This window comes from Psychrobacter sp. SCQQ22 (assembly GCF_015864605.1).
Taxonomy (GTDB): domain Bacteria; phylum Pseudomonadota; class Gammaproteobacteria; order Pseudomonadales; family Moraxellaceae; genus Psychrobacter; species Psychrobacter fozii.
Window position 1 is genome coordinate 218,436 of sequence record NZ_JADYWZ010000002.1, and the last position, 14,239, is coordinate 232,674.

13 protein-coding genes are annotated in these 14,239 nt (G+C 42.4%); 5 read left to right on the forward strand and 8 right to left on the reverse strand.

All coding sequences use genetic code 11. The annotated features are described in order from the left end of the window. Positions 1 to 120 precede the first annotated feature (120 nt). The 3 genes from I6E84_RS03690 to I6E84_RS03700 form a co-directional block, all read right to left on the reverse strand. The gene (locus I6E84_RS03690; RefSeq protein WP_197216219.1) at positions 121 to 1,002 is read right to left on the reverse strand and encodes an ATP-binding cassette domain-containing protein; all 882 of its coding nucleotides are present in this window, start codon (positions 1,000 to 1,002) and stop codon (positions 121 to 123) included. Between the two features lie 123 nt (positions 1,003 to 1,125). Next, on the reverse strand, positions 1,126 to 3,066 hold the full coding sequence (locus I6E84_RS03695; protein WP_197216220.1) for a glycine betaine ABC transporter substrate-binding protein: 1,941 nt from the start codon (positions 3,064 to 3,066) through the stop codon (positions 1,126 to 1,128). 350 nt (positions 3,067 to 3,416) lie between these two features. Then, entirely contained in the window at positions 3,417 to 4,901 is a 1,485-nt protein-coding gene (locus I6E84_RS03700; RefSeq protein WP_197216222.1) for a coniferyl aldehyde dehydrogenase, read from the reverse strand. Between the two features lie 419 nt (positions 4,902 to 5,320). On the opposite strand from I6E84_RS03700, the gene lipB reads away from it, so the two are divergent. The 4 genes from lipB (at position 5,321) to I6E84_RS03720 (ending at position 8,282) form a co-directional block, all read left to right on the forward strand. After that, the gene (lipB, locus tag I6E84_RS03705; RefSeq protein WP_197216224.1) at positions 5,321 to 6,151 is read left to right on the forward strand and encodes a lipoyl(octanoyl) transferase LipB; all 831 of its coding nucleotides are present in this window, start codon (positions 5,321 to 5,323) and stop codon (positions 6,149 to 6,151) included. A gap of 198 nt (positions 6,152 to 6,349) precedes the next feature. Continuing rightward, positions 6,350 to 6,880, forward strand: a complete 531-nt coding sequence (locus I6E84_RS03710; RefSeq protein WP_010198287.1) for an inorganic diphosphatase — start codon at positions 6,350 to 6,352, stop codon at positions 6,878 to 6,880. 159 nt (positions 6,881 to 7,039) lie between these two features. Then, positions 7,040 to 7,507: a hypothetical protein gene (locus I6E84_RS03715; protein WP_197216226.1), complete on the forward strand. Its 468-nt coding sequence runs from the start codon at positions 7,040 to 7,042 to the stop codon at positions 7,505 to 7,507. Positions 7,508 to 7,718: 211 nt separating this feature from the next. Then, positions 7,719 to 8,282 (forward strand): peptide chain release factor family protein, encoded by a 564-nt coding sequence (locus I6E84_RS03720; protein WP_197216228.1) that lies wholly within the window; start codon positions 7,719 to 7,721, stop codon positions 8,280 to 8,282. A 231-nt stretch (positions 8,283 to 8,513) separates the two neighbouring features. On the opposite strand, the gene I6E84_RS03725 is transcribed toward I6E84_RS03720, so the two are convergent. Next, on the reverse strand, positions 8,514 to 9,455 hold the full coding sequence (locus tag I6E84_RS03725; RefSeq protein WP_197216230.1) for a lantibiotic ABC transporter permease: 942 nt from the start codon (positions 9,453 to 9,455) through the stop codon (positions 8,514 to 8,516). A 279-nt stretch (positions 9,456 to 9,734) separates the two neighbouring features. On the opposite strand from I6E84_RS03725, the gene I6E84_RS03730 reads away from it, so the two are divergent. Then, the gene (locus I6E84_RS03730) at positions 9,735 to 10,331 is read left to right on the forward strand and encodes a tetratricopeptide repeat protein (protein WP_197216231.1); all 597 of its coding nucleotides are present in this window, start codon (positions 9,735 to 9,737) and stop codon (positions 10,329 to 10,331) included. Between the two features lie 66 nt (positions 10,332 to 10,397). Here I6E84_RS03730 and truC read toward each other — a convergent pair whose 3' ends face one another. The 4 genes from truC to dusB all read right to left on the reverse strand — a co-directional run bounded on the left by truC (position 10,398) and on the right by dusB (position 14,122). Continuing rightward, positions 10,398 to 11,165, reverse strand: coding sequence for a tRNA pseudouridine(65) synthase TruC (gene truC / locus I6E84_RS03735; RefSeq protein WP_197216495.1), 768 nt, complete (start codon positions 11,163 to 11,165; stop codon positions 10,398 to 10,400). 69 nt (positions 11,166 to 11,234) lie between these two features. Beyond that, positions 11,235 to 11,600, reverse strand: a complete 366-nt coding sequence (locus I6E84_RS03740) for a glutaredoxin domain-containing protein (RefSeq protein WP_197216232.1) — start codon at positions 11,598 to 11,600, stop codon at positions 11,235 to 11,237. Positions 11,601 to 11,990: 390 nt separating this feature from the next. After that, the gene (locus I6E84_RS03745) at positions 11,991 to 12,878 is read right to left on the reverse strand and encodes an SDR family NAD(P)-dependent oxidoreductase (RefSeq protein WP_197216233.1); all 888 of its coding nucleotides are present in this window, start codon (positions 12,876 to 12,878) and stop codon (positions 11,991 to 11,993) included. Positions 12,879 to 13,090: 212 nt separating this feature from the next. Then, the gene (dusB, locus tag I6E84_RS03750; RefSeq protein ID WP_197216234.1) at positions 13,091 to 14,122 is read right to left on the reverse strand and encodes a tRNA dihydrouridine synthase DusB; all 1,032 of its coding nucleotides are present in this window, start codon (positions 14,120 to 14,122) and stop codon (positions 13,091 to 13,093) included. Positions 14,123 to 14,239: the final 117 nt, after the last annotated feature.

Genomic DNA, 14,239 nt, shown 5'->3' on the forward strand with positions numbered 1-14,239 from the left:
AGTATAACGAAGTTTGCCGTTCATTTCAGAGTTCACGATTAATTGCAGCAGAATTACTACGATTACTCACACCTTCCATAAATATACCGCACAAATCTATCAATAAATACTGAACAGGCTTTATGCTTTAGCACGCATAAACTGTGCAACATAATCATCCGCTGGGTTGTTGCGTAAATCGCTAGGTGTGCCCGTTTGCACTAAGCGTCCACCATTTAATATGCTGATACGCTGACCGACTTTGACCGCTTCATCTATGTCATGAGTGATAAAAACAATGGTCTTGTGTAGCCGCTCTTGTAGCTCAAGTAGTTGGTCTTGCAATTGAGCACGAATGAGTGGGTCAAGTGCAGAGAACGCCTCATCCATCAGTAAGATTGGATTATCAGTTGCCAAAGCACGTGCCAGACCCACACGCTGCTGCATGCCTCCTGACAACTCGTCCGGATAGCTATGCTCTAAATTAGGTAGCCCTACCTCATTTAGCCAATACCGCGCGACCTCGTGGCGCTGTTTGGTACTCATTTTTCGCACACGCAAACCGTAAGCGACGTTTTGCATAACCGTCATATGCGGCACGAGGCCAAAGTGCTGAAAGACCATACTGACAGTTTGCTGGCGATAATGCTGCAATTGTTTATCATTCAGCTCTAATACATTGATAGCCGCAGATGGTTTTTGATTAGCTGCAAGTACGTCATCTGTGATAGTGGTCTGCGCATCGATACTCGTATCGACCCATATCTTGCCACTGGTTGGATCAATTAGACGGTTGATATGCCGTATCAAGGTTGATTTACCAGAGCCTGACAGCCCCATAATACAGTGTAGCTCGCCCGCTTTAACGTCTAAATTAATATCATATAGCCCAACCGAATAGCCTGTTTGCTCTTTTACCGCAACACTATCCATACCTTCAGCCAATAATGCCATCACAGACTTTGCTTGCGTACTACTGGCATTATAAATCTTACTGATGTTTTCTAGCCGGATGTGATTCATTGCGGTTCTCGCTATTGGTATTTTTTATTGAGGCCTGTCTGCATTGTTAGCCCATTCAAATGTTCATCTTCAAACTCTCATATTCAAATGCCAGCTTAATTTCTTTTATAGTCGACCAAGACATTAACCAATCGAGTGTTTGCTCGCGTCAATCGTTTTTTGACGGGCACGCTTGCCTTGACCAAACGCCTGAGTAATACGGTCAATTATAATAGCAACGATGACAATCGCCGTACCGGCTTGTAAGCCTTGACCGATATTAAGGGTTTGAATAGATTGTAAGACATCTTCGCCAAGGCCAGGCGCACCAATCATAGAAGCAAGCACCACCATGGACAGCGACATCATCACCGCTTGGTTGACGCCCGCCATGATACTAGGCAATGCTTGAGGCAATTTAATCCAAATAAGTAACTGCAAATGTGTGCTACCAAATGAGCGCCCCGCCTCTACCATCTCATGATTGACTTGTGTAATGCCTAATGTCGTCAGACGAATTAATGGCGGCAGTGCATAAATAATGGTGGCAAACAATGCAGGCACTTTACCAATCCCAAATAACATGAGCACTGGTATGAGATAAACAAAGCTTGGCATGGTCTGCATAACATCTAGTATCGGTGTCACAATCTTGCGGAGCAGCTTACTGCCAGCCATCGCAATACCAATAGGAATCCCAATCACCACTGTGACCAATACTGATACGATGAGCAAGGCAAAAGTATCAATCAATGCGCCCCATAGTCCAAATGCACCAATGAGGAACAATCCTGCTCCACATGCCAGTGCAAACCAAACCTTACGCACGCCAAACCAACCCAATACCGTGACAAGCGCAATAATCAGCCATGGTGGAATTACCGTTAATAGGCGCTCAATGGGTAGCAATAAATAGGTTAATGCCATCGTACTGATGCTGCGAAAGACGTCGCCGTAATTTTGAACAACGCTTGCCAATGTATTATTAAGCGGTGTCTCCAGTGACCATGAGGGGAAGCTTGATGCGAGGCCGAGCTGGTTATCGTTGGCGGAATTATTATTAACAGCCGTACTGTCGATAGCATCGCCTGTTAAGCTGATACCTAACTTCGCCGCAAGATTGGTAGCAGCCTCGTCAGATAACCACGCTTGCCAAACATTTGGGTTCTCACGCAAAAACACCAATGCTTGCTCGTCTCCGCTACGTTTGCTTTCGCTCATCTCTAAGATAGCGCCATTGATATCATCAGAAGTGAATTGTATTTTTTTGAAGACATCTGCCAGCTCAGGATTAGACTCAATAAACGGCGTAGAGACTGCAATCCCTAAAGGCGATACAGGGAACCCAGAGACACAATCGACAGTACCATCAGCTCGTAATAAATCCTGCCAACAGGCAGCGTTATGAGCAGGAAACGCCAATGGCGCAAAGTCGTATTTTGCCATCAGACCCGTAGGTTGCCAGTAATAAAACAATAGTGGCTTATGCTGCTCAAAGGCAGAAGAGATTTCGGCATCAAGCGCAGCACCTGTACCAGGATGAGCATTGTTAAAGGTACTGTCTAGACCTGTGGTTTTTAGCAAACGGGTATTGAATATCTCACACGTCCAACCAGAGGGACAGTTCATAAAACGAGACTTTCTAGGGTCTTCAGGATCTTTAAACAGCTCAGCGTATTTGGGCAGATCCTGATAACTGCGTAGACCTGGATTTTCTTCTAATACATAGTCAGGAACATACCAACCTTGAGTTGCACCGCCCTTGAGCGTATCGCCAATGATTGCTACCTTATTCTGCTCAATGGCTTGCTCCATGATCGGTGAGCGACCAACCCACTGCTCCCCAATGACTTGGATATCATTTTGTGACAACGCCGTATCAAGCGCAGGGCCTGCCCCTGGTACCTCTTCAACTGTACAACCATAACCATCTTCAGCGATGTACTTGAGCACCCCTGAGGTAAACTGACCACTCTCCCATGTCAGCGCGCCAAATTTAATCGGCGACTCGCAAGCTGCTGACGCCGACACTGGCACTAACAGCACGCTCATACAGAGTAAACTTAACGCAATCCATTGGCGCATGGGGTGTCCTATTAATAATTGATACGGCACTAGAGCGATGACACGATACTTCTGTCTAGACTTATAACAAAGTGTAGCGACTTATCAGACTGATGACAAATGCTTATTTTTCGCTTAGTCAGCACCATTATCACGCTGCTAATAATATTGAAAATAGTGATTAAACCTTATCAATCTACTCATATTTTTGACAAAAAAATAGCACTTACCTAAGTAAATGCTATTTCTTATCATATTGTCTGTTTAGCATATCAATGATATGACCCTGATATAGTCAAAACAGCTGCTTAAACACAGTAATATTAAAAGCATCGCTATTTCAAACTTGAATATATCAATACTTCAAAATACTATTTTAAAAACAGTGCCATAGCCTTTTTGAACAATCCACCATAAGGTGGCAACAACAAATTCAGACCGTTGAGCTTCGATTGAACAAACACTGGTTTCATATGACTTAAACGCTCAAACCCTGCCTTACCATGGTAAACACCCGTACCTGACTCACCGACACCGCCAAACGGTAAATCATGCTGGGCCACATGTATCAATACTTCATTAATACATAGACCACCAGAGACCGTATTGTTACGCACTTTTTCGATACCACCATAGTTATTACCAAAAATGTATAAGGCTAACGGTCGTGGACGTGCATTCACAAACGCAATCGCATCATCAAGCGTCTCGTAATGCATCAATGGCAGTATCGGTGCAAAAATCTCATTTTGCATAACGGCACTATCAGGCGCAGGCTCACTCACAATCACTGGCGGCATTAGACGCGTTTCGATATTGGCCTCAACAGCAGTAAGCGGATGTATCTCACCGCCTGTCAACGAATCTAGGTAGCCTTTGACTCGTTTAAACTGGTCACCATTGATGATTCGCGAATAATCTGGATTGTTTTCAATATTAGGATAGTGTTTTTCCATCCATGCTTTTGCCAAACTGATGAACTGCTCATGATATTGACGTTGAATCAACACATAGTCAGGGGCAATGCAGGTTTGACCAGCATTTAATGTCTTGCCCATCATCACACGATTAACCACCGACTCTAGATTGGCATCATCCAATACAACCACGGGAGACTTACCACCAAGCTCAAGCGTGACTGGCGTCAAATTAGGCGCCGCCGCTGCCATGACTTTTTTGCCCACTGCCGTCGAACCGGTATAAAGCAGGTGATCAAACGGTAACGAGCTAAATGCCGCAGCGATATCGACCTCGCCTAGTACCACACAGACCATGTCTGGAGAAAAATAACGCGCAACCGCATCCGCAAATGCTTGGGCAAATTGCGGTGCTGCTTCACTCATTTTAATCATCACCCTATTGCCCGCAGTCAACGCATCAATCAACGGCCCTACTGCCAAAAACAACGGGTAGTTCCAAGGCACCATAATACCGACGACACCTAGTGGCTGCGGCTGGATTTCGTTGTGGGCAGGCATATACAATGCTGAAATAGAAGCACGTTGGGTTTTCATCCATTTTTTGCCGTGTTTTTTGGCATGGCTGATACCCGTAAAGCTCGGAAATAGCTCGGCAAACTGCGTCTCTGACTCACTGCGATAACCAAAATCTGCATTGATTGCCTTAGCAAAACTGACTTGATTATCGCTGAGCATGATCTCTAAGTTGTCGAGTTGCGTCTCACGCGTTGCCCAATCATTGTTTGGCTTCGTCCGGCTGAGTCCTTGCAGATGTGCAAACTGTGCTCGCATCTCATCAATAGTATTGGCGGTACTAAGCATTTTAGGCGCTCCTTGTGCTACTAGACTGGCATCCATTGAAGTCTGCTCACTGGTATTTTGGTTATTATCTGTCATTTAGCTTCCTTGTTATATGTATTGGCGTCACTATACTATGTTGGGTCATAGCTTCTATATTGGGTTAAAGACTCTATATTTCTAGTCAAGGGATTGCTGCAATGGCAACCTCTAAACGATAAATAATCGTGAGCTTCCATTCATTACATTCTAATGTAGCCTAGTCAATAGCCAATGAACAGCAGATTCAGTTGACTACTGCGTCTGTACACAGCTGGTCTTTATGAGTTTTACAGAAGCGAAATTTATAGAGTCTCAATTTATAGAGATACAGTTTACACAAGCACTTTTTACACAGGCACAAAATATAACCTTGGGTGGCAATCTGAAAAACTGCTACACTTCATATCAAGAAACGACACCTCCAAAATATTAATAATTCAAACTTTTAAACCAGAAACAATAAGACTGCTACTCTCATGGAAAATATCACGCAACCGCTCAATGAAACGCTGATCACTAAATATCTATCAGCAGCCGACTATAATCCAACCCATGATGCAATGCTTGAGCGTACGCTTGAGCGGATTGCCTTAAAAAAAGAGCAAGATATACGCACACCTGATGAATTATGGATTGTCGATCACAATGACGTTTACACACTTGGACAAGCAGGCAAAGAAGAGCACATATTACAGCGCACTGACACCCCAATTATCAAGACTGATCGCGGTGGTCAAGTCACTTGGCACGGCCATGGACAACTGGTTGTTTATTGGTTATTCGACTTGCACAGCTTAGGCTGGAGTGTGCGCAACTTGGTATCACATGCAGAACAAGCTATCGAAGATGTGATTAATGAATGCTTACAGGATTCAGAGGCCTCTAGTAATAATATCAGCGCCCACGCACGCCGTGATGCACCCGGTGTTTACTTATATGCGGATATGCCTGAACCAGATAGCAATACCGATATGCAAACCAACGACACACCTGATGATGATAAAATCATGCTAGGCAAAATGGCCTCGCTAGGCTTTAAGATTAAGCATGGCTTTAGTTACCATGGTATTGCTGTCAATTTAAATTGTGATTTGTCAGCATTCAATGCCATCAATCCTTGCGGTTATGCAGGGATGCAAATGCTACGACTGTCTGACTTTGTGACCATGCAGAAAGCGCCAAGTGCACAAGTAACTCAACAGATCAGCAACGCTTTAAGCTATGAGCAAGTGACTCAGAAGCTGATTGATAATATTGCCAAACGTCATGCTGGACTGATTGAGTTACGAGCACTCGCACCCAAATAGATGCTTTGAGTCCATTTTTGCATAATCTTTTTTTGCATAATCTCTTGCGCCCTTAGACTTAAGCAATATGAGAAAATTTGTAGCAAACTTGCTATAATCGCTGTCGGTACAATTGGTGCAGCGATGATATGACAATATCGCAGCCCAACCCTTATATATTATTCAAATATTTAAAACAAAATAAAACTGGAGCACCTTATGGCTGATTTTAATAAAATTCTAGATGCAGGCGACGTAGATGGCGGCATCATCAACGTAGTAGTAGAAATTCCAGCTGGTAGCAGCCACAAAATCGAATGGAATCGCGAACTAGCCGTATTTGAGCTTGATCGTATTGACCCACAGATTTTTGCTAAGCCTTGCAACTATGGCTTTATCCCACAAACACTTGACGAAGATGGCGATGAGTTAGATGTGTTATTGCTGACTGAGCAACCATTACCGACAGGTATTTTCTTAAAAGCCAAAGTAATCGGTGTCATGAAGTTCGTTGATGATGGCGAAGTGGATGACAAAATCGTTGTCGTACCTGCTGACGACCGTGACACAGGCAATGCTTATAACAGTCTAGCTGATTTGCCAAAACAGCTAATCAACCAATTAGAGTTCCATTTCAGCCATTATAAAGACCTGAAAAAACCAGGTACTACGGTTGTTGAATCTTGGGGTGATGTTGCAGAAGCCAAAGAAGTCATCAAAGAGTCAATCCAACGTTGGAAAGATTTATAATTTATCAAAGATTGGCAGAAATGCTGATAAAGATAGATATTAAAATACCGCAGTCATGATTATGATTGCGGTATTTTTTTGCTTGAATATTATGTCTGTAAAGCAGCTATAATAAACGCAACACCATATTTATATTTTTACGTCGCAATAAGGACAACCATGTTTAACGCCGACCCTAGCTCAAAACCAGTCAATACAAAGCTGCCAAAAGATATCACCATCATGATTGAAAAAAACAATCTGGTGATGGCCATCAAAACATTGGCATCTGACGAAAACATCAGCATGGATGAAGCCAAGGTACGGATTGACGCTTATGAGATGCAGTTAAAGGTAAAGCAGCAGCAGAAACTCAATACTATCGCAAACAAGCAAGGCATACCCAGTCAGGCTATTAGTTTTGATAGAGAACCAGAAACGGAAGATAAATCTGATAAATTGGTCAAAAATCGTCTCAAAGCCAATAAGACAGGTAAATCGTTTAAGAACCTGCAAGATGGTGTAGAGAGTCAGCTTGATGATTTAGGATATAAAAAACCACTACTGCCTTATTGGATGAAACGGTTGCTGGTTATCGCTGTCGTTATGGCAGGGTTGTTTTGGATATTATGGCAAGTTTTCGGTTAAAATTTTGTACCGAGGCATTACAGCTAATAAACGTGATTGTTTAAATAGTTGGTACTAAAACCTAACGAGGTCTGCTAGTTTAGACGGTCTATTATAAGTAGTTCCACAAATACAGTCTGTTTTAAGTGGTCTATTAATGGATTTGAAGGGTGAAATAGCTAGTTTCCTTGGGGTATACTCTACGCTAACTATAACTTCATAAGGATTTTAAATGCCAGATGCCTATATGGAAATTTACACCGAACATCAAAGTGAGACTTGCTTAGAATGGGTAAATAGCATGGTTAAAATGCTGATGGACTTCTACGAAAACACAAGAGGATTAAAATGGTCAGGGGTATATTCAGAAACTTACCAAGGTAAAGGGTACACTTTCGTCCATCTTTCTACTTTACTCAAACACAGTGAAAATGATGCTTATAAATTACTTTTTGATTTTATTCAAGAACGATGCCTGTTACTCATTAAAGATCGCCCTGATAACTGTCATATCTTATTAACTCCGCAGTCCTCAACAGATTACAAAGATGGTTTGGGTCTAGGTAATAGCCAGACTACTCAAAAATTCATCCAATTTCCTAATGTTGGAGTAACTACTTCAAGGTTTGCAGGTTATAGACGAATAGAGGTCATCATGGCACATAAAAAAACTGGGTTTAGTGTCATTGCTAACGATCATAGAAGTCAGATTGCCAATACAGAAATAGCAGGTCAGTATCTGTATTCTAGAATACAGTTTTATAAATATTTACCTAAGGAGGCTATTTGGCATTAGAACATTTTGATATTCAATAATTATACACTATCAATTCACACGACGAGTATCACTTGAAGTACACTGCCATTATTTAGATAACTCTAACCATTGCTATCACTAGCCTACAACCGAAGATTCAAGTCCTCACTAGGGAACCGAACCAGTGAAAGCACTTGATTGGTTCGCCATAGGCATACCCAAAACATACATTCTATACACGATAACTCATCTATTAATAGTCGGGGCAGTTCAGAAACCTGACTTTAAACCCATAGGTTGAGTTGTATGGCGTTTTGCCATATATTTGCCCAGTAAGGGTAAGCAAAATGCTGGTAATTGAAAAGCACCCAGTAAAGGTAAAAACACCGCACCCATAAAAGGTGCCGTTATGGTGTAAGCAAGTAATACATTGCGTCCACCACACACCAACGCAGCGATAATGGCATTTTCATAGCCAAAACGCCGATATATTACATAAGCTGTAAAATAAAACACCAATGCCAATACAGAACTTAGCGCCAGTAATAACAATGCTTGCCACGGATTATGGTCAAAGGTGTCACGAAATCCTGCCATCAACCCCAGTGGAAACAACATCAGCAGTAAAATATTAAACTGTCCAATTTTGGGATAATAACGTGACAAAATAGCAGGTGAAACGAGCCGACGTACCCCTAAAGCTAGCACCATTGGCATAACAATATAAACCAACAAGCGATTGATATAAGTGCCAATGTCTACATTCGCATTTTTATCGCCTAATAGCCACAATACGCCTAATAATGTACATGGCATAATGAGTGTAGCAGCGATGGTTTTTGCCGTCGCTAGTTGTGCATCAAACCCCACCGCATTGACCAATGCACCACTACCAAATAACGGGGCAGTGGCACCAAGACCTGCAATAGCCAACAGCCAATCGCCACGTACGCCGAGCGCATAAGCAATCAGTATTAAAACCAGACTCATACCCCCACTTTGCAACAAGGCAAAAACCCACACATAGCTTGTCGCTATACGCTTTAATAGCGCATATTGGTCGATACCCAGTAAAGTAAAAAACATTAAGAAAAACAGCATTTGGGGTAAATATACCAATACCGCGTTGGATACGTTTGGAAAAACAAAGCCAAAAATTGCGCAAACTGGCATAATTAATGTGCTATGACGCGCAATAAAACGAAGAAACATGACCTTTCCTAATAAAAAATATTCATATAAAAAAGGATATTACTCCCCTTTTTTACCATCCATTATGCAAATAATCCCCACATGATACTCTTTTAGTATTTTAATTACCTAATCATGCCATTGTTACGGTTTACTGCCTTTTTAGTCCAGTTAGATAACTATCGCTTGAATTAAGGACATGCCCTAGAGAGACGCTACCCCGAACGCTCGAAAATATATCTGCTATTATAGCAATAACCTACAAATGTATATCCTAAAGCAACTCTCTTGAGACTCACCATGATCTTTCTGAATACCTCGCTCACCAGCAAGATAACCCTCTTTTTAACAGCAGCAATTTTATCCGTGTCGGCACTGGCTGCTGATTTTAACCAAACCCAACATTTGGCTTATCAAGGGGATGCTAAGGCTCAATTTAATCTTGGAGTGATGTACAAGAAAGGTGAAGGTGTGCATCAAGATTATGCCAAAGCGGCTGAGTGGTATAAAAAATCTGCTAACCAAGGATTAGCTGATGCTCAATATAGCCTTGGAATACTGTACAACAACGGCCAAGGCATGCATCAGGATTATGCTAAAGCAGCTGCGTGGTATAAAAAAGCGGCTGATCAAGATAATGCTAAGGCTCAATACAATCTTGGAGTGATGTATCTCAAAGGCGAGGGCTTACGCCAGGATTATGCGAAAGCGGCTGTGTGGTATGAAAAAGTAGCGAATCAGGGCGATGCTAAGGCTCAATACAATCTTGGGTTGATGTATGACGCAGGCTTAGGCGTGCGTCAGAATTCTGAAACTGCTAAAGAATGGTTTGGTAAATCTTGCGACAATGGGAATCAAGATGGTTGTAATAAGTATCAACAATTAAATGCAAGATAGAGAATATTAAACCTTTTCAGACAAGATAAAGGGATTATCAAAAATAACCTCTCAACTTTATGTTGCTCAATCTTCAGCACTACTTACCCAACCAAACTCTTCCATGATACGCATCCACTGATCGTCTAATCCCGCTTTTAGCAACAACGGTTCACCAGTAACCGGATGGCTAAGCGCTAACGTTTGAGCATGTAGCAGCATGCGCGTACAGTCATATTGAGTACGAAAAAATCGTGTGTGACGTATATCACCGTGGCTGGTATCACCTACAATGTGATGGAATAAATGTCTCATGTGCCGACGCAGCTGATGTTTACGCCCAGTCTCTGGTGTCAAGCGCATGAGACTATAGCGGCTAGTATCATGCTTTTTTGACACTGCAAACGGCAACTCAATCTGTGCCAAACTCTGCCAATGGGTCACTGCTTCTTGAGCAGGTTTGTCCAAATTGGCAAACTTATCAGCGATGGCATCGGGCTTAAAGCTTAACGCATAATCAACACTGCCCTGCTCTGACATAAAGCCACGCACCACAGCTAAATATTGCTTGGTCACCTTGTGTGCAGTAAACGCTTCAGTAAGGCTGCGCGCCACGGCTGGACTCTTAGCAAATAACAACACGCCTGATGTAGGCTTATCTAACCGATGCACCGGAAATACATGACAACCGACCGCATCACGGGTGAGTTGCATGGCAAAGCGTGTCTCGCCTTTATCCAGCCAGCTGCGATGCACCAGTAGACCAGCCTCTTTATTAATCGCCACTAGATACTCATCTTCATAGATAATTTCTATTTGGTTAGCTTGGTTAGCGGTTTCGCTTTCGATATCCATGTTTTCAGTGCTCATACTTTAGCCGTTTTTAGCCCATTTAACAGTTTTTGTTCGAATTTTGGACATGCCCTAACCAAAACGCTGTTGCAAGTAAGCGTTGATATCATTAGATTCATACATCCATTGGACATCGTTGTTTTCTTGAATACGTAAACAAGGCACTTTTATTCGCCCACCGTTTTCAGCAAGCTCATTGCGAAATTGCTCATTGTTTTTTGCATCTCGAAGCTCAATAGGCACATTTAACTTATGAATTTGACGACGTACTTTTACGCAAAAAGGACAAGATTGAAATTGATACAACGATAAATCTTCACCAGCCTTATTAACAAGAGCTTGTTCTTCTTCAGTGCGTTTCATAGCATTACCTTGGGTCATGACACTTATACCAGCAATAATTCGTCCTAGACCTTCTCGTAGCAATTTAACTAACATTCTTACCTCTTCAAATTATCTTATGTGGATTTTTTAACACTCAGAGAATGAGTGCTTAATGTGCATTTGTGTGGCTGTTAGGATTTTTCGGATGTGCAAAGCTTAATTGGTAATCTCGTTGAGCATAGAAGTCGAGATGATTAAATCATGGCAAATCTATTCTACTATACTCTCAACCGCCTTGGTTAGCATCGTAAACGAGGCATCTATGCTGAGGTGCTAAAAACAAAATCTTAAAGCATCTAATAGTCTCGTGGTTCTGGTCATCGAATAGCTAAAAAGCACCGCTGTTCTACCCATTCATATAAGTATTAATATCTCTTCAGGTACTAAAAAAGGATACCGCAGTATCCTCTTTGATCTTATATCAGAGCCAATCAATCTACTGTTTTAATGATACTCACCAGGAAGGATTCTGGCAAAAGCACGCTGAGCAAGGTTTAACTTCTTATCAGTAGTCATTCCAGCGCGAGTACTTGGGAAAATACGATAACCTATCGATTGAATACCAACATTGATCGCTGGTGCCAATGAATAAGTAGCTGACGCAAACTTGCCCATATTACTGGCAATACTATTTGGCTTATCGACGATAGCTCTTGCGACCATCAACGCGGCTTCATCAGGCATTAACGCAGGCATGTAGCGGTATAGCTTGGTTGGGGCAATCATAGGCGTACGAACCAATGGCATAAAGATATTGGTAATCGTCACATTGTCCCCTTTTACTTCAGCAGCTAAGCAACGACTAAAAGCATCTAATGCTGACTTGGATGCGACATAAGCGGCAAAGCGCGGACTGTTTGCCAGTACACCAATCGAGGATATATTGACAATTTGGCCCGTCTGACGTTCAATCATCGTCGGCAAAAATCCAAGAACTATTTTAACGGCACCAAAGTAATTGATATCCATCGTACGCTCAAAATCATGGAAACGATCGACCGATTCATGAACTGAACGACGAATCGAGCGACCTGCGTTATTGACCAAGACATCAACATGGCCAAAATCTATCAAAATTTGCTCACTAACTTTTTCAATAGTATCCATATCAGTCAAATCACAAGGGTAATAACTGGCCTTGCCGCCCAGCTCCTCAATACTTTCTTTAACGGCTTTCAGTTTGTCTTCAGTACGTGCCAATAGGATAACATGAGCACCGCATTCGCTAAGCAAAAAAGCAGTACGTTCGCCAATACCACTTGAAGCGCCTGTAATAATAATGTTCTTACCTGTTACTGCTTTGGTTATCGCTTGTTTCGAGGGATTGGCCATAAAAATTCCTTTTTGTTTGTCCTATGCCTATGATCATCTCAATTATAGAATAGCAAGAAAGCATGGACTAAAGTGAATAAAACAGCCATCGCATCCAGATAATTTGACGACTTTGGGAATTCAAAAACTTATAATAGTGTGATTACTGCATTTGCGATTTCACCGATTCAATAACCCAATATTCCTTTGGCAGTAAACGCTTGCGCTATTTATCACTCATGGGCTTTTAAAAAACTCTCTACAACCCGAAACTGCCCAGCGGTACTCTCTTCACCATACATCGCTTGCCTAAAGGCATTAGAGTTTGGAATGCCTGTCGTATACCAAGCAATATGCTTTCGCGCGATACGGCAGCCAGAGTACTCACCATAAAAGCCATATAATTCTTGCAAGTGCGCCAACACAATCTCTTTTATCTCGCTCACACTAGGTGCTTCCAGAGTCTCACCAGTCCGTAAAAAATGCCCAATATCACGAAATATCCATGGTTGACCTTGAGCCGCACGCCCTATCATCACGGCATCACAGCCTGTTAGTTCATAAACACGTTGGGCTTTTTGTGCGCTATCAATATCACCATTGGCGATGACTGGAATACTGATGCTTTCTTTAACTTCACGTATCAGCTCATAGCGTGCTTCGCCCGTATACATATCCTCGCGCGTACGCCCGTGAATGGCAATAGCGGCAATGCCTGCTTGCTCTGCCCGCTTGGCCACTCGCAAGATATTTTCACGGCCATTTTCATAACCCAGTCGTGTCTTTAATGTCACAGGGGCATCGACTGCATTGACAGCTGCATCGAGCAAACGTGCAACCAAATCTTCATCTTGCAGCAACGCAGATCCTGCCAGCTTACGGCAAACTTTTTTGGCAGGGCAGCCCATATTAATATCGATAATCTGCGCACCATTATCAATTTGATAACGAGCAGCTTCAGCCAACTTATCCGGTTCCGCTCCTGCTATCTGCGCAGAAATAGGCGCAATTTCATTATCGAAATTGGCACGATAGAGTGATTTTTTGCGTGCATAAAGAGCAGTATCAGCGATAATCATCTCGCTGACTGCGTGACCTGCGCCAAATGACTTACACAGTCGGCGAAAAGGATTGTCTGTCACACCCGCCATAGGAGCCACCATCAGACGATTTTCAATCGTCAGACCACCGATAGTCAACGGCTGTAATAATGGATGCTCAGACACTGGCAAAGGAGAAGGTAAAACAGAAGAATCTATAGACATAAAAAAACGGCTTGATCTGCGGAGAAAACAAGCCGTTATTCTAAGGAATCCTGCATTTATTGCAAGCTATTAACGTGAATAACTTGCATCAATAAACACTAATTCATCATCAAGCCG

What these genes read in the sequence shown, in the direction of transcription:
- I6E84_RS03690 (WP_197216219.1), bottom strand. Translation starts at nt 1,002, where the DNA reads ATGAATCACATCCGGCTAGAAAACATCAGTAAGATTTATAATGCCAGT.
- truC (WP_197216495.1), bottom strand. Translation starts at nt 11,165, where the DNA reads ATGGATATCGAAAGCGAAACCGCTAACCAAGCTAACCAAATAGAAATT.
- I6E84_RS03730 (WP_197216231.1), top strand. Translation starts at nt 9,735, where the DNA reads ATGATCTTTCTGAATACCTCGCTCACCAGCAAGATAACCCTCTTTTTA.
- I6E84_RS03720 (WP_197216228.1), top strand. Translation starts at nt 7,719, where the DNA reads ATGCCAGATGCCTATATGGAAATTTACACCGAACATCAAAGTGAGACT.
- I6E84_RS03725 (WP_197216230.1), bottom strand. Translation starts at nt 9,455, where the DNA reads ATGTTTCTTCGTTTTATTGCGCGTCATAGCACATTAATTATGCCAGTT.
- dusB (WP_197216234.1), bottom strand. Translation starts at nt 14,122, where the DNA reads ATGTCTATAGATTCTTCTGTTTTACCTTCTCCTTTGCCAGTGTCTGAG.
- I6E84_RS03745 (WP_197216233.1), bottom strand. Translation starts at nt 12,878, where the DNA reads ATGGCCAATCCCTCGAAACAAGCGATAACCAAAGCAGTAACAGGTAAG.
- I6E84_RS03710 (WP_010198287.1), top strand. Translation starts at nt 6,350, where the DNA reads ATGGCTGATTTTAATAAAATTCTAGATGCAGGCGACGTAGATGGCGGC.
- I6E84_RS03700 (WP_197216222.1), bottom strand. Translation starts at nt 4,901, where the DNA reads ATGACAGATAATAACCAAAATACCAGTGAGCAGACTTCAATGGATGCC.
- I6E84_RS03715 (WP_197216226.1), top strand. Translation starts at nt 7,040, where the DNA reads ATGTTTAACGCCGACCCTAGCTCAAAACCAGTCAATACAAAGCTGCCA.
- I6E84_RS03695 (WP_197216220.1), bottom strand. Translation starts at nt 3,066, where the DNA reads ATGCGCCAATGGATTGCGTTAAGTTTACTCTGTATGAGCGTGCTGTTA.
- I6E84_RS03740 (WP_197216232.1), bottom strand. Translation starts at nt 11,600, where the DNA reads ATGTTAGTTAAATTGCTACGAGAAGGTCTAGGACGAATTATTGCTGGT.
- lipB (WP_197216224.1), top strand. Translation starts at nt 5,321, where the DNA reads ATGGAAAATATCACGCAACCGCTCAATGAAACGCTGATCACTAAATAT.